This window comes from Streptomyces sp. NPDC054794, assembly GCF_053611585.1.
In genome coordinates, this window is record NZ_JBSHAQ010000034.1 from 70,178 (window position 1) to 90,639 (window position 20,462).

The 20,462-nt window shown below is 68.5% G+C and carries 22 protein-coding genes and 5 pseudogenes; 13 read left to right on the forward strand and 14 right to left on the reverse strand.

Translation table 11 applies throughout. The features are described 5' to 3' along the window. Positions 1-13: 13 nt before the first annotated feature. The 3 genes from ACWGKT_RS30875 to ACWGKT_RS30885 all read left to right on the forward strand — a co-directional run bounded on the left by ACWGKT_RS30875 (position 14) and on the right by ACWGKT_RS30885 (position 1,332). Positions 14-673: a response regulator transcription factor gene (locus ACWGKT_RS30875; RefSeq protein WP_453276265.1), complete on the forward strand. Its 660-nt coding sequence runs from the start codon at positions 14-16 to the stop codon at positions 671-673. Positions 674-1,027: 354 nt separating this feature from the next. Next, the gene (locus tag ACWGKT_RS30880; protein WP_453276266.1) at positions 1,028-1,165 is read left to right on the forward strand and encodes a hypothetical protein; all 138 of its coding nucleotides are present in this window, start codon (positions 1,028-1,030) and stop codon (positions 1,163-1,165) included. Between the two features lie 2 nt (positions 1,166-1,167). Beyond that, complete coding sequence (locus ACWGKT_RS30885) at positions 1,168-1,332, forward strand: hypothetical protein (RefSeq protein ID WP_453276267.1); 165 nt, start codon at positions 1,168-1,170, stop codon at positions 1,330-1,332. Positions 1,333-1,410: 78 nt separating this feature from the next. Here the strand turns inward: ACWGKT_RS30885 and ACWGKT_RS30890 are convergent, their stop codons facing one another. From ACWGKT_RS30890 to ACWGKT_RS30900, 3 genes are all read right to left on the reverse strand, one after another. Then, the gene (locus ACWGKT_RS30890) at positions 1,411-1,599 is read right to left on the reverse strand and encodes a hypothetical protein (protein WP_453276268.1); all 189 of its coding nucleotides are present in this window, start codon (positions 1,597-1,599) and stop codon (positions 1,411-1,413) included. A gap of 434 nt (positions 1,600-2,033) precedes the next feature. After that, positions 2,034-2,978: a CU044_5270 family protein gene (locus ACWGKT_RS30895; protein WP_453276269.1), complete on the reverse strand. Its 945-nt coding sequence runs from the start codon at positions 2,976-2,978 to the stop codon at positions 2,034-2,036. Further along, positions 2,975-3,733 (reverse strand): RNA polymerase sigma factor, encoded by a 759-nt coding sequence (locus tag ACWGKT_RS30900; RefSeq protein WP_453276303.1) that lies wholly within the window; start codon positions 3,731-3,733, stop codon positions 2,975-2,977. The genes ACWGKT_RS30895 and ACWGKT_RS30900 overlap by 4 nt, the downstream gene beginning before the upstream one ends. 475 nt (positions 3,734-4,208) lie before the next feature. On the opposite strand from ACWGKT_RS30900, the gene ACWGKT_RS30905 reads away from it, so the two are divergent. Continuing rightward, the gene (locus ACWGKT_RS30905; protein ID WP_453276270.1) at positions 4,209-4,343 is read left to right on the forward strand and encodes a hypothetical protein; all 135 of its coding nucleotides are present in this window, start codon (positions 4,209-4,211) and stop codon (positions 4,341-4,343) included. 61 nt (positions 4,344-4,404) lie between these two features. Here the strand turns inward: ACWGKT_RS30905 and ACWGKT_RS30910 are convergent, their stop codons facing one another. The 5 genes and pseudogenes from ACWGKT_RS30910 to ACWGKT_RS30930 all read right to left on the reverse strand — a co-directional run bounded on the left by ACWGKT_RS30910 (position 4,405) and on the right by ACWGKT_RS30930 (position 9,077). After that, positions 4,405-5,142 carry a DsbA family protein gene (locus tag ACWGKT_RS30910; protein ID WP_453276271.1) on the reverse strand — a complete coding sequence of 246 codons (738 nt, stop codon included), beginning with the start codon at positions 5,140-5,142 and terminating at the stop codon, positions 4,405-4,407. Between the two features lie 682 nt (positions 5,143-5,824). Beyond that, complete coding sequence (locus tag ACWGKT_RS30915; RefSeq protein ID WP_453276272.1) at positions 5,825-6,136, reverse strand: hypothetical protein; 312 nt, start codon at positions 6,134-6,136, stop codon at positions 5,825-5,827. A 64-nt stretch (positions 6,137-6,200) separates the two neighbouring features. Continuing rightward, entirely contained in the window at positions 6,201-7,556 is a 1,356-nt protein-coding gene (locus ACWGKT_RS30920) for a cytochrome P450 (protein WP_453276273.1), read from the reverse strand. A 285-nt stretch (positions 7,557-7,841) separates the two neighbouring features. Beyond that, a pseudogene (locus ACWGKT_RS30925) lies at positions 7,842-8,090 on the reverse strand (transposase); the annotation flags it as partial. A gap of 81 nt (positions 8,091-8,171) precedes the next feature. Further along, on the reverse strand, positions 8,172-9,077 hold the full coding sequence (locus ACWGKT_RS30930) for an NADP-dependent oxidoreductase (protein WP_453276274.1): 906 nt from the start codon (positions 9,075-9,077) through the stop codon (positions 8,172-8,174). 270 nt (positions 9,078-9,347) lie between these two features. On the opposite strand from ACWGKT_RS30930, the gene ACWGKT_RS30935 reads away from it, so the two are divergent. Beyond that, a complete protein-coding gene (locus tag ACWGKT_RS30935) occupies positions 9,348-9,725 on the forward strand; it encodes a winged helix-turn-helix transcriptional regulator (RefSeq protein WP_086881851.1) in 378 nt (125 codons plus the stop codon). A gap of 157 nt (positions 9,726-9,882) precedes the next feature. Here ACWGKT_RS30935 and ACWGKT_RS30940 read toward each other — a convergent pair. Together ACWGKT_RS30940 and ACWGKT_RS30945 are read right to left on the reverse strand one after the other, a co-directional pair. Beyond that, positions 9,883-10,244 (reverse strand): annotated as a pseudogene (locus tag ACWGKT_RS30940) (Tn3 family transposase); the annotation flags it as partial. Positions 10,245-10,369: 125 nt separating this feature from the next. Next, positions 10,370-10,702 (reverse strand): annotated as a pseudogene (locus ACWGKT_RS30945) (putative quinol monooxygenase); the annotation flags it as partial. On the opposite strand from ACWGKT_RS30945, the gene ACWGKT_RS30950 reads away from it, so the two are divergent. From ACWGKT_RS30950 to ACWGKT_RS30960, 3 genes are all read left to right on the forward strand, one after another. Next, a complete protein-coding gene (locus ACWGKT_RS30950) occupies positions 10,701-11,534 on the forward strand; it encodes a helix-turn-helix domain-containing protein (protein ID WP_453276275.1) in 834 nt (277 codons plus the stop codon). The pseudogene ACWGKT_RS30945 and the gene ACWGKT_RS30950 sit on opposite strands and share 2 nt — an antisense overlap. 152 nt (positions 11,535-11,686) lie before the next feature. Beyond that, positions 11,687-12,379 carry an SDR family NAD(P)-dependent oxidoreductase gene (locus ACWGKT_RS30955; RefSeq protein ID WP_453276276.1) on the forward strand — a complete coding sequence of 231 codons (693 nt, stop codon included), beginning with the start codon at positions 11,687-11,689 and terminating at the stop codon, positions 12,377-12,379. Positions 12,380-12,469: 90 nt separating this feature from the next. Further along, positions 12,470-13,321 carry an IS5 family transposase gene (locus ACWGKT_RS30960; RefSeq protein ID WP_453276277.1) on the forward strand — a complete coding sequence of 284 codons (852 nt, stop codon included), beginning with the start codon at positions 12,470-12,472 and terminating at the stop codon, positions 13,319-13,321. Here the strand turns inward: ACWGKT_RS30960 and ACWGKT_RS30965 are convergent. Continuing rightward, on the reverse strand, positions 13,314-13,613 hold the full coding sequence (locus tag ACWGKT_RS30965) for a hypothetical protein (protein ID WP_453276278.1): 300 nt from the start codon (positions 13,611-13,613) through the stop codon (positions 13,314-13,316). The two genes, ACWGKT_RS30960 and ACWGKT_RS30965, sit on opposite strands and share 8 nt — an antisense overlap. A 510-nt stretch (positions 13,614-14,123) precedes the next feature. Between ACWGKT_RS30965 and ACWGKT_RS30970 the strand changes: the two genes are divergently transcribed. Then, entirely contained in the window at positions 14,124-15,314 is a 1,191-nt protein-coding gene (locus ACWGKT_RS30970) for an IS110 family transposase (RefSeq protein ID WP_453276279.1), read from the forward strand. 8 nt (positions 15,315-15,322) lie between these two features. Here the strand turns inward: ACWGKT_RS30970 and ACWGKT_RS30975 are convergent, their stop codons facing one another. After that, positions 15,323-16,564 (reverse strand): serine/threonine-protein kinase, encoded by a 1,242-nt coding sequence (locus ACWGKT_RS30975; protein ID WP_453276280.1) that lies wholly within the window; start codon positions 16,562-16,564, stop codon positions 15,323-15,325. Between the two features lie 748 nt (positions 16,565-17,312). On the opposite strand from ACWGKT_RS30975, the gene ACWGKT_RS30980 reads away from it, so the two are divergent. Beyond that, complete coding sequence (locus ACWGKT_RS30980) at positions 17,313-17,666, forward strand: hypothetical protein (protein ID WP_453276281.1); 354 nt, start codon at positions 17,313-17,315, stop codon at positions 17,664-17,666. 57 nt (positions 17,667-17,723) lie between these two features. Here ACWGKT_RS30980 and ACWGKT_RS30985 read toward each other — a convergent pair whose 3' ends face one another. Continuing rightward, positions 17,724-17,864 carry a hypothetical protein gene (locus ACWGKT_RS30985; RefSeq protein ID WP_453276282.1) on the reverse strand — a complete coding sequence of 47 codons (141 nt, stop codon included), beginning with the start codon at positions 17,862-17,864 and terminating at the stop codon, positions 17,724-17,726. Between the two features lie 177 nt (positions 17,865-18,041). Here ACWGKT_RS30985 and ACWGKT_RS30990 point away from each other — a divergent pair. The 3 genes and pseudogenes from ACWGKT_RS30990 to ACWGKT_RS31000 form a co-directional block, all read left to right on the forward strand. Then, positions 18,042-18,224 (forward strand): annotated as a pseudogene (locus ACWGKT_RS30990) (SCO2400 family protein); the annotation flags it as partial. 67 nt (positions 18,225-18,291) lie between these two features. Beyond that, positions 18,292-18,897, forward strand: a complete 606-nt coding sequence (locus ACWGKT_RS30995; protein WP_453276283.1) for an SCO2400 family protein — start codon at positions 18,292-18,294, stop codon at positions 18,895-18,897. A gap of 111 nt (positions 18,898-19,008) precedes the next feature. Beyond that, a pseudogene (locus tag ACWGKT_RS31000) lies at positions 19,009-19,284 on the forward strand (transposase); the annotation flags it as partial. Positions 19,285-19,578: 294 nt separating this feature from the next. Here ACWGKT_RS31000 and ACWGKT_RS31005 read toward each other — a convergent pair. Continuing rightward, positions 19,579-20,220, reverse strand: a complete 642-nt coding sequence (locus ACWGKT_RS31005; RefSeq protein ID WP_453276284.1) for a uridine kinase family protein — start codon at positions 20,218-20,220, stop codon at positions 19,579-19,581. Positions 20,221-20,462: the final 242 nt, after the last annotated feature.

The following is a 20,462-nucleotide window of genomic DNA, read 5'->3' on the forward strand; positions in this document are numbered from 1 at the left end:
CAAGGATGGTGACATGCGGATCGTGATCGCCGAGGACGACCCGTTGCTGCGCGAGGGCCTCGCCCTGCTGCTGCGCGCCGAGTCCCTCGACGTGGTGGCCACCGCGGGCACCCCCGACGAGGCGCTGGCCGCCATCGACGAGCACAAGCCGGACGTCGCCATCCTCGACGTACGGATGCCGCCGACCCACACCGACGAGGGCATCGTCGCGGCGGTCGAGGCCCGGCGCCGATGGCCCGACCTGGCCGTCCTCGTGCTGTCCGCGTACGTCGAGCAGAGCTTCGCCACCGAACTTCTCGGCGGCGGTGTGGGCGGCCTCGGCTATCTGCTCAAGGAACGCGTCGGCCGGGTGGAGGAGTTCCTCGACGCCCTCCACCGGGTGGCCGCCGGGGGCACCGCCATCGACCCCGAGGTCGTCGCGCAGCTGTTCACCCGCTCCCGCCAGGACACCCGCCTCGACCGGCTCAGCCCCCGCGAACGGGACGTACTTGCCCTGATGGCCGAGGGATTGGGCAACACCGCCATCGCCGAACGCCTCGTCGTCACCGAGGGCGCCGTCCACAAACACATCCGCAGCATCTTCGCCAAGCTCGACCTGTCCCCGACGGACAAGGTGGACCGCCGGGTGGCCGCGGTCCTGCAGTATCTGGAGGATCTGCGGCGGCTGGCCTGAGTACAGCCCGCCGTATGCCTATGCCCTGATCGAGAGGTCGCCGCTCGCCCAGTCTGACCATCGCCCGACCCATCCGCAATCGGCCCTTCCCTGCCCCTCGGTTGCATGGTTGGTCAGCCGGGCGCACCCAGGCGGAGGCACGCGCTTGCCTACGCATTACGAGTCGGCACATGATCTTGTCTGGCCTTCGCGAGCTTGCTCACTCTTCGTGATACATACCGCTCAGGCGGCATCCGCCTACGCAGTCCTTCTCGGTCTTTCTCGCTCGTTCTTAAGCCCTGGTCCGCCTCAACAGCAGGACCGAGCACGACCGTGCCAGATCGTGCGGGGAGCCACCGGGAACATCGGGCGACGATGGCAGCCGAACGCGTCCGCGTCGTGCTGGCCCGGCTCCAGGAGTACGCGGAGGTACCGGAGGTCGCTACTCTCCTCGCTGAGACCGCGGCACAAGCCGTACGCGTGCTGGGGAGCGCGCTGCAAAAGGTGGGGTGATCTTGGTGCGTATCCGAAGATATGCCTTGGGTTTCGCGGCGGGCTTGGCTCTGGCCGCGTGCTCGTCGCAGACGGACAGTGCTCTCGCCGACGCACAGCAGGTCTGCACCGACCTGGGCTATGAGAATGGCACCAGCGACAGGGCCAACGGCTCCTCGGGCAAGTGATCCGTGCGTTGGATCAGGAGTGCCGCAAGGCCCAAGCGCGCTAGCCGCATCCATGGGCCCTGCTTTGTCTGCACTGGCTCAGATGCTGACGCCGCTGGCAACGTTCTGGACCTGCTCTGGGTAGGAGAGGCTCTCGGTGCGGGAGAGCTCCTTGTAACCGCCCTTACCTTCCAGCTCAGCCAGTGAGTTGCGCTGGCTTTCAGCAGGCCACGAGTCGAATCCTTCAGGGACGTTGAACTCCTGCACCGTCGTGACGACCTTGATCACTCTCACGGGCACCCCCTCCGTCGTTGGTGCGCCGATGATAGCGACGCAAGCTCAGCGCGCTCACGCTCTCTCGTTCGTCGCTGCGTTAGAAGCGCTGTACAACGTCTCTCGGCGCCTGACAGGAAGTGGTAGGGCCGCTCACCGACGCGGCCCGCTGAGCACAGCACCACTCCGCACCACAAGCGCACCAGATCGAGCGGGGAACAGCGGGGAAGCATGGTGAAAGCAGCCGAACCCGACGACGCCACGGCCCGGCCGTTCGCCCAGGTCAGCGCCCAGACCGGCCCCACATGCCCGCAGCTTCCCAAGCTGAGAGCGCGAGTACGATTCTCGTCACCCACTCCATATTGAAACCCCAGGTCAGCGACCTGGGGTTTGTTTGTTGTCCAGCCCAATTCAATTGCGAGACAGGACTGCTCTCCAGGAACGAGCAATCATGTGGCCGGCGTCTCGCCTGCCTTGTCCGCGACCCCGACAGCCAGCAGCGCCTCGTCCGCCGAGCCCAGGAAGTCGAGGGACTTCTTGTCGAAGACCCAGACCGTGCGGTCGTCGCGCTCCTTGAAACTCAGGCCGATGCCGGAGCGGCCCTTGTAGTCCTTGGCGTCGGTGACGACCGAGACGCCCGGGATCTTCGCGGCCGCGCGGTAGAGCGCGGCGTCCAGTTCGGGCAGGAGCGTGGCGTCGGGCAGTATGTCGCCGATCTTCTCCAGCGCCGCACTCTCCCTGGTCTGCCCCTCCCCCTTCGTGCCGGCGTAGATCTTCTCCAGCAGCGAGTCGGGGTCGGTGGGCAGCGCCTGAAGCTCACGGAACGTGGCGACGTTCGGGTCGGGGCTCAGCCTCATGTCGTGAGTGCCCTTGGAGTACGAGGAGAACGGGTCCCGGGGCCGGAACGGCGGACCCACCAGCACGGTGACCCGGCGCAGTCCCGCGCGCTTGCCGTCGACGGCAGTCCAACTCGCTTCGCGCAGGATCCGGATGTCCTTTTCCGAGAACTTCATGGAGCCCTGAGTGCGGACATAGATGTACTGGTCGTCCCTGACGGGCACGGACTTCTTCGCGGCGGCGACCTCGGCGATGCGATGGAGGAGGTCGACCGCGTCCGCATCGGTCGTGGCGGTCTTGGATCCGACGGACCCGACAAGGACCGCGGCGACGATCGCTGCCGCCGTGGCGAGGGGTACGGCGATGACAGCGAACCGCCGGCGGGGGGCACGCGCTCGCCGGCCGGGTGCCGTCGCGATGTCCGGGAGTTCCTGGGCTTGCTCGGTGAGCTCTCTCATCAGAAGGTCCTTCAGCAGGTCGTGGCGGTCGCTCGTCAGGACCGGCTCGCCCGGGCTCGGCAGTAGCCTGGCCAGTTCCTCGCGCTCTTCGGGGTTCATCGGTGCTTCTCCTGAGTCGACCGGGCCGTTTCGGGACGGCCACCCGGTACCTGTCCGGTGCGCGGGCCGAGTCCCGGCTTTTCCTGCTGAGGTGGAACATCGCGTATCGACGATGCACTTGGCTCCGCCGGGTACTTGGCCGGCTGCCCGGCGGACCTGCGCCGGGCCAACTCCGCCTCCGACAACGTCCGTAGACGCTGCCTCGCCCGGGCGAGCCGCGACCGTACGGTGCTGGCCGGCACACCGAGGGCCTCGCCTGCGGCCGCGTAGCTCAGTCCCGACCAGACGCACAGTGCGAACACTTCACGCTCGGCTCTGCGCAGCCGGCCGAGCGCGGTATGCGCGGCAGCGAGCCGCTCGGCTTTCTCCATGCGCCCGACGACGTCGTCGGCGAAGTCGGGCAGGGTGTCACGGTCCGCCGGGCGGTCGGGGAGCCGGGCGAGCGTGGCGCTGTGCCGACGGGCGGCGCGGCGCATGTTGCGCAGAACGTTGGTGGCGATGCCGTACAGCCAGGGGCGCAGTCCGTCGCCGTCGGGCACGTCGGCATCTTCCTCCAGGGCCGCGCCTTCGGGTCTCAGCTTCTCCCTGAGCCGCCAGGCTTCCAGGAAGGTCAGGGACACCACGTCCTCCGCAGTGCCCCGGTCTGCCGACAGGCGGGCGGCATGGCCGTAGACGGCCCTGGCATGCGCGCCGAACAGTTCGGCGAAGGCTTCCGGATCGCCGGCGCGTATCCGGTCACGCAGGGAAAGTTTCACAACCAGCCCTGTCCGCTCGACACTCGTCGTCTCTGTGGTGACGATCACATCACGAGCGGATCCTCCAACTCGCCTGGTGTGCGAACGCAAGGACAGCCGGCCCGGCCGACGGCTATCCCTCCGGACTTGCGCCGCCCCTGACCCCACGAACATCCGCCAGACCCCCTGGACCGGACGCGTGCCCATAGCGTGCCCATAAGAGCGGTCAACCACGGTCAACAGCGGTGCGATCCCGCACTCCCGACCGCTACGCCAGAGCACATACGACCAGATCAGAGGCTTTCTCACCGCGGAAGCGCCGTCGTTTCCCAACCTGAGAGCTCGGACACCGTCGTCACCGGCCAGCCGTCGCGGGTTGCTCTGGTCGGCAGCCCGAAAGCGTGGCTAGAAGTTCGGAGAAGGACTCCTGTGCGGGCTGTGCAACCGGACGGTTGAGGAATGCCCGCACGTCGAAGGCTGCCCGAGAGCCGACTACATGAACGACCCGCCTGCGGCGCACCTCACGCTCGCCTACCCGCCCTACCTGGCGTGGCGGCCGAAGGAATCGACGCGATGGCACAAGATCGAACTGCTGGGCTTCGACCCGCTCGCCGACTGGCGCCCGAGTTGAGGCTCATCGAACCCTCAGCCGCAACCGGCTCCACACCCACGTGCCTTGGCACGCTGGTGATTCACAGATCGGTGTCCTGCCACTGCCCGGGGTCGTCGTGAATGCGCTGCAGCAGGCCAGAGAAGAACGTGCGGTCGTAGAGCATTCCGTTGTACTTGAGCGGGATCCGGACATCGTTGATCACGGCGGTGGGGGTCCCCGGCCCGTCCGGTTCCTTCGCGCCTCCGGCTTGCTCGTAGGCCCGCTGGGAGGCTGCGACGAAGCTCCGGTACTTCATGGACTTCACGGCGGCATCGAACGCGGGGCTGCGCAGGCCCTCGACCTGACGGGCCAGCTTCAGCAGGCTGGCGTCGGTGTAGCCGTCGACACTCTCGGCGGGCTGGTTCGCGTACAGCACGGCGTGGTACTCGGCGAACTTTCCCTCCGCCAGGGCGGCACGCAGCGCGTTGACGGCCTTCTTCGAGCCGGTGCCACCGAGCCGGTCGTCGAGGAAGGAGGCCAGCGTGTACTGGGTCCTGGCCTTCCGCTGCACGGTCGCGTCCCGCAGTTCGGGAGCACCGCCAGTGGTCTCGAACTCCCCGCAGTACGGGCAACGCGGATCCTCGTACAGGTGCACCGTGAGCGACGCCTCCGGATCGCCGACCGTGATGGTCGTACCGTCCGCGCCGAGCTTCTCCGGCAGGTCCGCCACGCCTCCGTAGGGAGTTTTCGGCTTCGCGGGAACATGCCGCTGACCGCACCCCACAAGAACCAGAACTGCCGCTGTGCACACGGCGGCGAACTGTCCCCCACGCCTCACCTGAACCTACCCCTCCCTCGGAACAGCGCGACTATAGAACGTCTGCACGAAAGCGGCGCGCGATTTGATGCGATGAGAGCTGTACGGTGCAGCGCAGCCCACAGCTGCGTGTGACCGGTCGCAATAGATGACACCGCGGGATCGCGCCGAGCAGGCCCGATGCTCCGCCCTGGTCGCGATGGTTGGCACCGTTTGGTCATCGTTGTTGGCGCATGCTCATGTTGGTCGGCCTATTTGACACCGGTGAACAGCCGCATCTCCCGGCTCACCGCGCGATCATGGCGCAACATGACGGGTGCCTGCCCCCGCCGACATGCTGGTCGGGACCGCTACGGACGGGCGTCGGCCCCACGGTTCCGGGCGAAGAGGCGAGCGGCTCGTCGAGCATGTCGATCTCACGCTCACGCCGGTGGCCTACCCCGTGGGTCCGTAGATCCACTAGCCGTTTGCCCCAGGCGGTTGGCCCGCAGCCAGGCGTGGACGGCCTCGCCGTACCCCAGCCTCCCAGAGGCTGGTAGGCCGAAAGGAACCGGTGCCAAGTCGTGAGCTGCGGCGGTCAGGCCGTCGCCTCGACGCCCTCCTGGCACAGCGGGACGGCGCCGTCGGCGTGCTTGAGGGCCATGCGGACGACGACCAACTCGGCGCCCTTGATGCCTTCCTGGTCGCAGCACTCCCACCATCCCTACGCCTGTACGGCTTCCGTCGCCTTCCGCAGCTCCTCGAACAGCTCGTCGTACCTGCGGACCTGCTCGAGCGTCCAGCCGGGCGTCTCTGGCCGGCCGCTGTGCTCCTTGCCCCATTCGGTCCCCTCAAGCCACCCGGGGTGCGGCTCACGAGACCACGGGAGCGTCTTCTGGTAGGCGTGGAGCGGCAAGTACGGCTCGGCGGCCTTGCGCAAGAACGCGCGCTCCCTGCTCACCAGCGCCCAGGCCGTCTTGGACGCGCACCAGTGGCCGGCATCCTCTTCCTTCGCCGCGCTGAGGCTGATGGGCATCGCGCGCGAGGGGGATGGGAACGCCGGCACCGTCCCTGACAGTGGTGCCGCAAGAGACACGCAGCTAGAGGCCGACCCCGGCTCGGGGGCGGACGGTCATCCGCAGGTTGCGCGGCCGTACGGTGAGCCGGGCGACCTGGCGGATGACCTGGCCCTCGGCGAGTTCCAACCGTACCGAACGCAGCATCGTCGCGAGCGCCGTGACCATCTCGGTGAGGGAGAAACGGTCCCCCATGCACTTGTGCTTGCCGTCCCCGAAGGGCACGAACGCGCCCGGCGGAGGCTCCTGAGCGGCGTCGGTCCACCGGTCCGGGTCGAAGGTGAGCGGGTCGGGGAAGCGCTCGGGGTCGCGGTGCAGGGCGTGTTGGCAGTAGGCCAGCTCGGTGCCGGCGGGCAGCGTCCACTCGCCGAGCCGGGTCTCCTCGGTGGTGCGGCGGGTGACCAGCCAGCCGGGGTGGTGCAGCCGCAGGGTCTCGGTGATCACCCGGTTCAGGTACGGCAGCCGGATCACGTCGTCGAAGGCGACCGGCCGTTCGCCGAGGACCTCGTCCAGCTCGGCCAGGACCCGGGCCTCGATGCCGGGGTTGCGGGCGAGCTCGTACAGGGTCCAGGACAGCAAGGACGCGGTCGTCTCGGTGCCCGCCACGGCCAGGAGGAAGATCTCGGAGCAGATCTGATGCCCGGTCAGCGGCTCGCCGGTCTCCTCGTCGATGGCGCGCAGCAGCATGGAGAGCATGTCCCCGGTGTCGTGCCCGGAGGCCTGCAGTTCGTCGACGGCGGTGTTGATGGTGGCGCGCACCCCGGCCCGGGCCCGGTCGAAGCGGCGGTTGAAGGGCAGCGGCAGGCGCTCGGCCCAGTCGGGCAGCATCATGCGCAAACCGACGCCGTTCATCACCACCGACACGTCGCTGCGCAGCCGGCGGAAGACGGCGTCATCGAGGCTGCCGGCGAGCACCGTCTTGGCCAGCATGTCGAGACTGAGCCCGACCATCGCCTCGTGTACGTCGAGGGGCCGCCCGCGCTCCCAGGCGGTGACGGTGGCCGTCACCTCGGCGCGCATGAGGTCGACGTACCGGCTGATCTCGGTGTGGGCGAACGCGGGTTGAAGCTGGCGGCGTTTGCGTACGTGGTCGCGGCCGGTGGCGGTGACGACGCTGTCGCCCAGCAGCTGGCCCAGCTTGTCGTAGAGCCGGCCCTTGTCGAGGCTGGGTCCCAGGCCCTTGAGCATCTGGTGGATCAGGGCCGGGTCCTGGACCACGATGGTGCGCGTCCCGGGTTGCAGGACGATCTCGACGAGTGGTTCCCGTGTCTCGCGCAGCGAGTCGATGAAACCGAGGTTGTCGCGCATTTTCAGAGCGTGACCTATGAACGGAAACGACCCTGCGGCTCGGGGTATGGGGGGAGGCGCAGTGGACGTCACGGGTCATCCCTTCACGGCAGTCGCGGGCGCCACTATGACTTCCCTGAACCTCCCCCAGCACAATCCTGTCATGAACGTGTCCTGCGCCACGTGGGACAAGCTGGTTGGTCACCTGCGGCGCCGGGCATCAGTGCGGTCACCCCAGCGGACTGCTCCGGCTCCTCATTCCTCACCGGCCAGCCGTAGCCGTAGCCGTAGCCATCGGCGTCGCGGCCGCGTCCTTCAAGAACGCGCGCTCCCTGCTCACCAGCGCCCAGGCCGTCTTGGACAGGCACCAGCCCCGCAAGCCTGCAGCAGCTGCTGCTGCAGGTTTTGCGCATTGCCGTCGGGCAGCCGCGAGGCCATGGCCTGGACGGACTTACGGCGACCGTCCATCATCAGTCCCCGCAGATAGCAGTCGCTCTTGACCCGCTGGTCCTTGCGCGGCACCGATGCGAACACATCCGCCACGCATAACGCCAACGTCGCCCGAACACGGTTCACTTCATGTGCATCCCCCCATTCACCATGCCCCTGAACAAGGTCGACACACAGACCTAACGGAGTCCTACTAGTAGTCAGCGCCAGCCCGCCTCATCGCTTGGCGGGCTGGCGCATCTGTGCCATGCCCCCGCTTCAGATGCAGATCACAATCTTTCCGCGTGTGCGTCCGCGCTCGGCGTGCGCGTGGGCGTCGGCGATCCGCTCCAGGGGGTAGGTCTGTTCGATTCGGGGTGTGTAGCGGCCTTGCCGGCCCAGTTCCGCGGCCGCGGACAGGAGGGTGGAGTCGTTCTCCGCGTTGACCACATGCGTGCCCAGGCGCTGCCCGCCTGCGTGGTCGGCGACCGTCGCGACGCGCGTCGGGTCGCCCGTGATCGCGACGAGGTCGTCAAGGGATCCGGAGGCCGCGGTGTCGAGCACGATGTCGACGCCGTGCGGAGCGAGAGCGGAGAGGCGCTGCGCGAGGCCGGGGCCGTAGGTCGTGGGAACGGCGCCGAGAGAGGTGAGGAACTCGTGGTTGCGTTCGCTGGCTGTCCCGATCGCTGTGGCACCTTGTGCCACAGCGATCTCGACTGCCGCGCTGCCCACGCCTCCGGCGGCGCCCTCGACGAGAAGGGTGCGCCCCGCGAGGGAGCCGAGCGCGCTGAGGCCGCGCATCGCGGTCACGGACGCGAGACCGGCGCCCGCAGCCTGCTCATCGTTCCACGTGTCGGGGGCGTGGGCCCAGGCCGAGAGGGTGACCAGCTCTGCGGTTGAGCCGGTGACACCGCCCAGCCCGAAGACGCGGTCGCCGATGCTCACCCCCTGCACTCCGTCACCGATTTCGTCGACTACGCCGACGGCGTCGCGCCCGGGAATGGCGGGTAGCTCCAGGGGAATCAGCTGGTGCAGGGCGCCGGCGCGCAGCTTCCAGTCGATGGGATTGACGCTGGCCGCCGCGACGCGGACACGGATCTCACCAAGTCCGGGGTGGGGGTCGGGGGCCTGCTCGGTCACCAGGCTCTCCGCTCCGCCGTATTCATGGAAGCGGGCTGCACGCATAATGTCCTGCCTTACCTTTATAGGTCGAAATGATGGTGTTCATTCGACGCTCGTTACTCTGATGAGGTGCAAATCGGCACGCCGGCTGCCTTCCGGCCAGAGGAGGACGGGTGCGGATCGGTGAGGTTGTCGAGCAGGCAGGCGGTCACCCGCCCCGAAAACCACGATCCTGCCCGTCGTCGGAATATCTCCCGTTGAGTCGATGCTCCGGAAGATATCCAGAAGGTCGGTCACCATCTGGATACCAAGACCGGAGACGGGAGACCCTCGATGACGCAACGGCCACCGCTGCCACCCGACTTGTTCGACGAGCTGTGCCCGTCCTCGCTGCTGCCTTTCCGCTTCGGTGACAAATGGGCACCCCTGGTCCTCCGCTGCCTGGAAGACGGCCCGCGCAGATACTCCGAACTCCGCGTGCCACTGGGCCGCGTCACCCCGAAGGCGCTCACCCAGTCGCTCCGCGGCTTGGAGCGGAACGGGTTCGTGTCACGCACGGTGCACGCCGACCCGAAACTGCGGGTGGAGTACGCGCTGACACCGCTGGGCCGCAGCACGCTGGAGCCGCTGGCCGCCGCGTGCCGATGGGCGACCGAGCACTGGGACGAGCTGCTCGACGCCCGCGAGGGCGGCATCTCCTCCATCGGCTGACTCGAACCTGCGTTGGCGCGTGCCGCACCGGACGAGCCGCACCTCTGTGTTGACTCGGGGAATCGCCAACAGCGGTGTCCGCGGCCCAGCCGTAGCCGCCGGTCGGCGGTGGTCTTCCCGGAGTACAACGACCCGCCCCGGACGACGGATGCGGCACTCACTCCTCCTGGCCGTCGCCGTCATCGTCGAGGTCGACGGCGTCCGGGTCGCGCAAGGGCCGAGCCCCTTAACCGGCTGGGAGGCCGTGAAGCTGTAGCGGCCCAGGCAGTTGAGGTTCTTGTGCTTGAGCGGGGAAAGCCGGGCGACATCCTCGTCACTGATCTCGTGGCTCTAGGCGCGGAACTGGGCGACTGCGGCGTCGATGTAGCGCGTCGTCCACAGGACCACTGCGTTCAGCACGAGGCCCAACGAGCCCAACTGATCTTCCATCCCGTCCCGGTACGCCTGGTGGATGGTGCCTTTCTTGCTGTGGCAGATATCGCGGGCGAGCTTGTGGCGGGACTCCTGGACGGTGAGCTGCGGAACGGCTGCAGGAAGCGGATCCCGTCCTCGATGCTGCCGTCCATCAGTTCCAGCGGTTGGGGCACCAGCTCCTGCATGCGGGGTGCCTGCAGGTGGCCTTCGAGGGCCTCGCGGCTCTCCCAGCGCTCGAAGATGACGAACGCGCCCGGTTGTCCCTCGACCTGGTGAGCCTCATAGTCGATGTTGCCCGCGTCGTAACGCGATGCGGTGACGGCGGCTGTCATGAACGCCTTCATCGCACTTCCTTCCCGGATTTGGCCCGGGCTTCCCACAGCACGGTGACGTAGTGGTTCGACGTGGTGGTCATGCTTGCTCCTCCTGACTCCGAACAGCATCGTTGTGCGCCGTTTACGACTCGACACTGAGCCCCGGGGAGTGTCGACGGGAGCTACGGGACTTCGTGGTACAGCGCGTACCACCCAGCGGGGCGGGGTGTGCGGGAGAGTGGTGTTCATGGATCAACTCGGTGCCGCGCTGCGGGCGTGGCGGGACCGGCTGGACCCCGCGACGGTGGGCTTCGCACACGGCTCACCCCGTCGGGTCCCCGGTCTGCGACGCGCGGAGCTGGCGACGCTGGCCGGCATCTCGGTCGAGTACGTGGTCCGGCTGGAGCAGGGACGGGTGGCGACACCCTCGGCGCAGGTCTGCTCGGCCCTGGCGCGAGCCCTGCATCTGTCCGACGACGAGCACGCTCACCTTTTGCGCATGGCCGGTCATGCAGCGGATCCGAGCCGGGTTCCACGAACGATCCCAGGGAGCCTGTACCGGATCGTGGACCAGCTCGCCGGCAACCCGCTGGCGATCTACGACGCCACCTGGCAGTTGCTGCACTGGAATCCGCTGTTCGCGGCCACGTTCGGCGATCCCACGGTCCGCGGTGTGGGAGACCGCAACGTCCTGGTCTGGCAGTTCCTGGGTGAGCTGCCCCGGGTCCGGCAGACGGCGGCCGAGCGGGCGGCGTTCGAGGAGTCTCTCGTCGCCGACCTGCGCGCGACGACGAGCCGGTACCCCGACGATCCCGACCTCGCGGCGTTGGTATCGAGGCTGAACCTCAGCCCACGGTTCTGCGAGTTGTGGCGCCGCCGAGCGGTGGGCGGTCACCAGAGTGCGCACAAACTCGTCCAGCACCCGGATGTCGGAGACATCGCCATGAACTCCGACATCCTCAACACCCAGGACACGAACCTCCGCCTCGTGGTGTACACGCCGCAGCCAGGCACCGACGCCCGCAGCAAACTCGAATTGCTTGCGGCCATTGGGGTCCAGAGGATGTCTCCTCAGGGATGAAGGCCCGCGTTCTGCCTCGTCCGGTGGACCAGGCTGCTGGGTGGTACGCGCGATACCAGGAAGTTTCGTAGCTCCCGCCAACCCTCCCGGGGACCCAGCATGGAGTGCGTGAACAGCGCACGACCGTGCTGTTCGGACCAGGAGGAGCCAGCATGACCACCACATTCATCACCGGGGCCAACAAGTCCCTCGGTTTTGAAACCGCTCGTCGCCTCGTCGAGGCGGGGCACACCGTCCTCCTCGGTGCCCGCCACCGTGAGCGCGGTCGGGCCGCGGCCGAGTCGCTCGGCGCCCGGTTCGTTCAGATCGACGTGACCGACGACGCCTCGGTCCAGGCCGCGGCCGCGGATGTCGCCGCGCATGAGGGAACGATCGACGTCCTGGTCAACAACGCCGGCGTCCTCGGCAAGGTCGGCCCCGTCGAGGAGTACACCGCGGCCGACGTGAGCGCCGTGCTCGACGTGAACGTCGTCGGGATCGTGCGCGTCACGCACGCCTTCCTCCCGCTGCTGCGCAAGTCGCCGAACCCCGTCATCGTCAACGTGTCCAGCGGGATGGGCTCCTTCAGCATGACCCAGGACCCGGCGCGGATCGAGTCACAGTATGCCCTGCCCCTCTACTGCGCCTCGAAGGCCGCTGTCACGATGCTCACGACGCAGTACGCCAAGGAACTGAAGGACGTGAAGGTCAACGCCGCAGACCCCGGGCAGACCGCGACCGACTTCACCGGCGGCCTCGGACACAGCGTCGCCGACGGCGCAGAGTCCATCGTGACCCTCGCGACGATCGGCCCGGACGGGCCGACGGGACAGTTCATCGACCGATCCGGGAACCTCCCGTGGTGAACCTGCCCTGAGCTCAGGGTCGGTCGCCCCGCCGACCTGCGCGTGCCTCATGCTCGTAATCTCTACGCTCAGTGCTCACGAAGGACGGCCGTGCCCGCGCTGCCAGCTTGCCTGCTCGAACCCCTGTGGGACCAGTTCGCCGCGCTCCTCCCCGTCCGGGAGGAGTTCGTCGTCGGCCACCCGCTGGGCTGTCCCCGCCGCCGGATCCCCGACCGAACCGTCTTCGAGCACGTCGTGCTCGCGCTGGTCCATGGTTCCGGCTACGAGCGGATCTCCACGCCCGGATACTCGGACCGCACCATCCGCCGACGCCTCAAAGAGTGGTCCCGGCAAGGGATTTCCAAAGCGCTGCACGCTCTCGCCCTGGACGCCTACGACCGGATGATCGGCCTCGACCTTGGCGAGATCTCGGTGGACGGCTGCATCACCAAGGCCCTGTCCGGCGGGGAGAAGGCCGGCCGCTCGCCAGTCGACCGGGGCAAGCAGGGGCTGAAGCGCTCCGCCGCCTGCGACGCCCGCGGCGTCCCGCTGGGGATCGTCTCCGAGGGGGCCAACAGGCATGACTCGCCACTGCTCGGACTGACCCTGGACGCCGCGCAGGAGCAGGTCGGCATGCTGCCGGACACCGTGAACGTCAACCTCGACCGGGGCTACGACAGCATCAAGTCCCGCGCGTTGATAGCCGAGTTGGGGTTCACTGCCGAGATCGCCCGCAAGGGTGTGCCCGCCCCGATCCAGGCCAGCAGGCGCTGGCCCGTCGAGCGCACGCATTCGTGGATGAACGGCTACGGCAAGCTTCGGCGCTGCGCCGAGAGAAACGGCAGGGTCGTGGACTTCTACCTCTACCTCGCCGCTACCCTCGTCACACTTCGCATGCTGATCTGGCAGGCACGCAGCCGCTACCGCTGGGATGGCCGACCCACCAGCCGCCGCCTCAAGTGATCCATTTGCCGGTCGGTCTTAACCGGAGTCGGTCGGCGATGTCGTACGAGTCCAGTCTCGGGGCGCGGATGCCGGCGGCCAGTTCGCGCCAGACCTCGAACTTGATGGTCACCAGTTCCCCGTGCATGTCCAGGTACGCGAGGGTCAGACCGTAGCCGAAGGGCTCGCTGCGGGCGGGGAGGGGGCGGAGTACGTCGCGGAAGCGCACACCTTCGGCGGACGCTGCTGGATCCTCGCTCGCCAGACCCTCCTGACCGACCACCCCTGCTGCGCGATCCGCAACGTCCGCCACATGTTCACCACCACCTCCGGACAACCCTGGTGGTCCCTGTCCATCCACCCGCGCTAGCGCGACTACGATGCCAACCCCGTCGACGGCAGCCCGATCGCTGGCAGCGGACGCCCCTACCCGCGCCCCGTCCTCCCGCGCGAGATCGCCGCCCGGGAAGAAGAACGCTGCGGCCCCTACCGCGACGCCTTCGGCCTGTGCACCGGCTGCGGCAGTAGCAGCGGCGGCTGGTTCCCCCTGCCTGCCCTGACGCTGTATGCGGCATCTCTCAGCGGCTCAGTCGTCCCTACCTTGTTGATCGGGCTGAGCGAGCCATTCGTAGGGTTGGCTCACCCAGGGGTGCCGGGTGTGGCTTTCAGTCGTCTGCCGTGGTTGTGGCTTCTGCCGATTCGCCGCCCGGCGCCCCACGACGACTCGGCTGCTCATTAGGAATTGCGGCGCTGATCGCTCAGTAGGGACTCGACAGCGAGGTCGTCCGTGGTACCTGTACGAACACGACCTGCGGAGTGGCGAGTGACAGCAATCTGGGCCGGGATCGACGCCGGGAAGACCCATCACCACTGCGTCGTGATCGACGACGCCGGCAAGCGGCTGCTGTCCCGGCGCGTCGCCAACGACGAAAACGACCTGCTCAAGCTGCTCGGAGACGTTCTCGACCTGGGCGACGAAGCGACGTGGGGCATCGACCTGGCGGATGGAGGGGCCGCTCTGGCCATCGCGGTCTTGCTCAACCACGGCCAGCAACTGCTCTACATCCCCGGACGGGCGGTCAACCGGGCCTCCGAGGGCTACCGGGGCGATGGGAAGACCGACGCCAAGGACGCAGCGGTCATCGCCGACCAAGTCCGCATTCGGCGCGACCTCACGCCATTGCGGCCCGGCGACGAGCTGGTGTCCGAGCTGAAGGTCCTCACCCGGCACCGCCGCGACCTCAGCGACGACCGCACCCGGACCATCAACCGGCTCCGCGGCCACCTCACCGAGATCTTCCCCGGCTTGGAACGCGAGCTCGACCTTGGCAACTTCGGCCCCCTGGTGCTGCTGACCGGCTACCAGACCCCGGCCGCCATCCGCCGCACCGGCCGACGACGCCTGGCCACCTGGCTGCGCAACCGCAAGGTCCGCAGCGCGGACGAACTCGCCGCCAAGGCCGTCCAGGCGGTCGAAGGACAGCACACCGCTGTTCCCGGCGAGGACATGACCGCCCATGTCGTGCACTGCCTGGCCAGGGAGGTGATGGCCCTCAACGAGAAGATCGCGGAGACCGACAAGCTCATCGAGGGCCGGTTTCGCCGTCACCGCAACGCGGAAGTGATCACGAGCATGCCCGGCATCGGTGTTCTGCTGGGCGCCGAGTTCCTGGCTGCCACCGATGGAGACATGGGCGCCTTCGCCAGCCCGGACCGGCTGGCCGCCTTCGCCGGCGTCTCCCCAGTGCCTCGTGACTCCGGGAAGGTGAGCGGCAACCTGCACCGACCCACCCGCTACAGCCGACGTCTCCAACGCGTCTTCTGCACCTCCGCGTTGATCAGCATCCGCTGCTGCGACGAATCCCGCCGCTTCTACGACCGCAAGCGCGCCGAAGGTAAACGACAGAGCCAGGCCGTCATGGCTCTCGCCCGCCGCAGGGTCAACGTTCTGTGGGCCCTCTTGCGTGATGGACGGTGCTACGACCGCATACCGCCCGTCACCCTGGCCGCTTGACATCTCCATTAGGAATCGGCGTGCCGTTGCCGTCCTTTTCCTCCTTTCCCGTCGGCGTGCTTGCCTGACCACTCGCCGCCCTTGTCGCCACCGTGCTGCGGCCTGGGTGACGTCTTGGCGGACGGAGGGGCAGGCGATGGTGTCGTAGCAGGGGCCCGACTGGCGGGTGTTCGTGCGATGCGAGTGGGTGAGGGAGAGACCGGAGACGTAGGTGCCGTGGCGCCGGAATTCAGCGAGGCTCCGAGGGCTGTGGCCCCGGCGAACAGCGCGAGGCCGGCGCCGGCGAGAACGACTTTGGAGGCCAGTTTGCGACGACCACTGGGGCGGGAGTGCGTGCCGGCGCGGGATTCATCGGCGTGCAGGGCCGAAGACGATGGAATTGCCGGGGCGGGCATGAGGGTAGTGCCGTCGAGCTCGGCCGGCCGCGACGTTCCGCTCTGCGTGGCCAGCCAGTCGGCCGCCTGCTCGGCGGTGGGCCGGTGGGCCGGGTCCTTCGCGAGCATGTGCAGCACGTAGTCGGAGACCGACCGCGGTATGCCCGGGCGCAGGCGGTAGGGCGGCGCTGGTGTCGCACTGACGTGCTGCTGGACCACGGCCAGTGACGTGGCCTCGCTGAACGGAGGCCGCCCGGTGAGTAGTTCGTACAGGACACAACCGAGGGAGTAGACGTCTGACGCGGGCTGCGCGGGACGGCCCAACGCGCGTTCCGGAGCCAGGTAGTCGGCGGTGCCGATGATCTTGCCCGTGGCGGTCAGGCCGCTGGCGGCCTCCTCGGTGAAGCGTGCGATGCCGAAGTCGGTGATCTTCACCGTGCGGTCGGTGGCCAGCATGACGTTGGCGGGTTTGACGTCCCGGTGGACCACTCCCTGCTGGTGTGCCGCGGAGAGGCCGGCGGCCGCCTGGGCTGTGATGGCCGCCGCCTCGGCCGGGGCCAGGGCGCCGCGCAGGGAGCGTTCCTGGGCCAGGTTCCAGCCGTCGACGAGTTCCATGACCAGGTGCAGCTGATCGTGGTGCGAGCCGAAGTCGTACATGCCCACGACGTTGGGGTGGTTGAGCCGGGCCGCGATCTGCGCTTCCAGGTGGAATCGCTCGGCGTCCGCCACTTCCTCGGCACGCAGGAGTTTGACCGCCACGGGTCGACCGAGGAGGTGGTCGCAGGCCCGCCACACCTCGCCCATCGCGCCGCGTCCCAGCAGCTCCTGCAACTCATAACGGTCCGCCAGCAGACCCTGCACACCCACCCCGATCATCGCGTTGCCCGTAGTTCCCCCATGGCCCGGTGGTTCGGTTTGCGGGCGTCCCGGTTGCCCGGGCCGACGCACACTCCCTCTCGGATCGGGCGCTGGGGTGCGCATGCCGACAGACGACGGGGGATTCACCTGCCTGCCCCTCATTGCGCGACCACCCGCTCGGAATAGGGGCGAGCAGGTGCCACGAGGCCCCTGGGCCCACTCCTACAGCGCACCGGAGTGACGGGCCGTCACACCCCTGGGCCGCCATCCGCCACACAGCTCTCCGAGCTGGGAGAGCAGGGGCAGGCCCGGCACGGGGGGAACCGAACCTGCCCCGGCACATCGGCGCCTGCAGACCCTCCCCCAGAGGATGGGCGCCGTGACCCCTGCCGGGGTCACTTCCAACAGCGCGCCGCAGGACGGGAGTGTCACGGGGGACGGGAATGGTTGCCAGACCGACAACTCTGTGAAGGAACAGTCTGACTTCCTTCATGACCTGGTCACGAATTACGCGAACACAGGCGGCCGATGTTTGCGACGGCACCCGAATCACACTCCTCCATTCCGTCCGGAAAATTGCCCTGGCATACGAACATGCAGGTAAGTGCCTGTATAGGCAGCCATATTTGGGACATCCCAGACGTCGGTGTAACGCTGCAGTGCATGCGGAACGCAGAAGTAGGGAGAAGCGGGGTACCGTCCAGCTGAATCTCGGCGCCCTGGCGCGAGCGCGCAGACACGGCACTACGTCAGATCGGATATCCCTGTGAGAAACATCGACCCGGTTCCCGGATACCAGGCATACAACGAGCCGCTGGCCCCAGACCGCTCTCTGCACCGTCGGGCCACCACGCGCCGTACAGCCATCACCATCTGCACGATCGCCGACAGTGCGGCGGGCCTGCTGGGCCTGTGGATCCTGCTGTTCCTGCTCGACGCGAACCGCGCGAATGTGTTCGTCGAATTTGTGCGGGGCACAGCGGGCTGGCTGTCCTGGTGGTCGCAGGACATTTTCACGATGGACACAGAGGGGCTACGCGTTGTCCTCAATTACGGCCTCCCGGCCGTCATCTATTTGCTGATCGGCCACGGGATCGCTGCCCGGCTCAACCGAGCCTGACAGTCGACCGGCCGCTTTGTTGATCGCCATGAGAGTGGGCCGACCATGACACACAGCTCAACTGGAAACGATCGCTTGCCGATCTATGAGGACCTGATACGCGAGCGGGGTGACGTCGTCGCCGAAGCTCAACTCGCTGCGGAACACACGCAGCACCAGGCCGCGGAATTGCTGCCCGGACGGGATACGGGTCAGCAAGCCCGTCGTTGGAGCACCGGAGCCGCTGCGGCTGGCCAGCCGGAGTGGCGCGGGTCGCCGCCGTAAGGGGGTGGGCCATGGCGCGGGTACGTCCGCGTGTCCCGTCCTCATCCAAGGACCAAGCCGTGGCCCAGGCGGGCCGACGGCACGTCGAACCAGGAAGACCAGAAAGCACAGATGGATTACTGCTCTTCATGCCGTCGGCACCTGAACGGCGCGCTGGTGTGCCCCGGGTGCGGCGCCTACGCCCCGGACATCGCCCCGCCCACCGCCGACGGCCACAGGGGCTCGGCCCCGGCGATGACGAGCGCCGGACCGGCCACAACGGCCCACCGGGCCGCGGCCTCCGTCACGTGGCACGACAGCCTCCCGGACGGCGAGGCGGAGTCCAGCACTGCCATGGACGTGACCCCGCACGTCGCCGCCGATGCCCGAGCCCCTGCCGCCCGCACGGCAGGGGCGTGCGGCACGCCGTCGCCGACTGGCCCGCTGGAGGAAGAACCAGCGCCGGGCGGCGGTCGCGAGTGCTGTGGCGCTCGTCGGAGGCGGCCTGAGTATCGCCATGATGGACCGGCATTCCACCGACCGGGCACAGGCAGCAGTGGCGCCGGACGCCCCGGGGACAGGCACCGTGCAGGACCAGACGCCCGAACAGAACCGACCGGCCGCCGCACCGGCGACTACTCAGCACACTCACCGGCCGTCACACGCCCCTTCCCAGCCGCAGCCGCCGACGACGACCAACGCACCGCGGCAACAGTCCCTCGCCGCAACGCCCCGCACAACGTCACCGCGCGCCCAGCCGGACGCCGTAACTCCTGCCCGCCCGACCACGACGGCGGCCCCGCATCCCCAGAGCACCGCCCCGGCCACTGGCGACACGGCCCCCGACCGCTCCGGTACGACGGCGCAACAGCAGCCGGCGCCCGCGACAGGCGACGGCACGAAGCCGGGCACGTCCCAGACCACCAGCCCCTCACGGGCGTCGACCTCGCCGACGGAGGTCTGCCTGCTCGGGATATGCCTCGGCTGACCACGCGTGCACCCGGCCCCTTTGGGTGTGTCTGAAAGATCGTGTAAGTCCGTGACGTGACAGGCTGGCCGGGGCCCGGTGCAGGGCCTTGGCCAGCCGGGACGGACGAACATGGCAGACAACGAGAACCCGGCTGTGGAGCCGGTCGAGGACAAGCTGGGGGACGAGGTAGTCGAGCGGTTGATGGACCGTGCCGACTCCTCAGGAGCCGCTCTGCTGGGCGAGGGCGGGCTGCTGACCGCCGTCACCCGGGCGGTGCTCGAGCGGGCCCTGGACGCCGAGATGACCGAGTACCTCGGCTATGAGAGGCATGATCCGGCCGGCCGGGGTTCGGGCAACAGCCGCAACGGGACCTCGCCGACCGGTACACGTACGCAGTCCTCCAGCAGTCCAGAGGATTCGGCGAGCGCGCCGTCCACGTCCCCGGTCTTGCCCTGCGTGTAGGCGCGTCGCGGAGCATCGCGAAGAGCACGCCCATGCGGTGCCGGGCGAAGCGGGAGAGAGCCTGGATGCGGGTCTTCCCCTGGTCCCGCGATATGTCGCCCCTGTAGTTCGCCTGGCTGCAGGTGAACTGGATCGGTCGTGATCCACCTGAGAGCCCGCCGGGGCTTGGGCTGTGTTGCCGGAAGGGTGATCACGCGGCGTTCCTCGGCGGGGCCCGTGCCCCCCGGGGGGGGCACGTCACAGTGCGAACGCAGGGACCCCGGGGGTACGGGGCATACCGCGCACCTCCCGTGCCCGCGAGGGCGCCGCGGGCGGCGGCGCGAGGGCCGGCCCGATCAGCGGCATGACGGCCGCCAGCATCTCCGCCTCGCTCGCGGTCCCGTTCACGACCAGATCGGCCGCCGCCCGGGAGGGCGCGACGTGGGCTGCGTGGCGGTCCCTGCCGGTCTGCAGATAGTTGCGTAGGGACAGTCGGGGGTCCTGCCGCTGTACCTCGATCTTCCGGAGGATCTTGCGGGCCAGGCGTATGTCGTCGGGGGTGTCGACATACACCCGCCACGCCGCCCGCCGGACCACGGACGGCAGTGACAGCGCGAACAGGCCCTCGACCACCACCAGCAGCACGCCGGGGCGCAGCAGCGCCGCGTCAATGGCGTGCGTCACCGCTGTCTCGTCGATCGACCCCGGATGGTTCCAGTCGAGGACGGCGTGGCCGTCGGCACTGACCGTCCACACACCCCTCAGGGGGTCGTGCGCGGGCACGTAGTAGTCGTCCAGATGGACCAGTGCGATGCTCTCGGGACACTGCAGCGACAGGGCTTCGGCAAGGGTGGACTTGCCGGATGCGGTGCCGCCTGCGACCGCCAGTACACCCGTCATACCGGGCGCTCCTCATGTGCTCAAAGGGGATAGACGAAGCGGCCGGACAAGCCGGGTGCAGGGAATGTACGGCGGCGTGATCGCCCATGGCAAGCGGGGAAACGCGGCCCGGTTCGGCGGAGGCCAGGGCCGTGACCTTTGGTCGACCTGCGCACCGGTCTCGGCAATGCCGCGGACCACCCCTAGCGGCCCTTGGGCGCGGCCGTGACGGCGACGCGCGGGAACGAGTAGTCGAGGCAGCG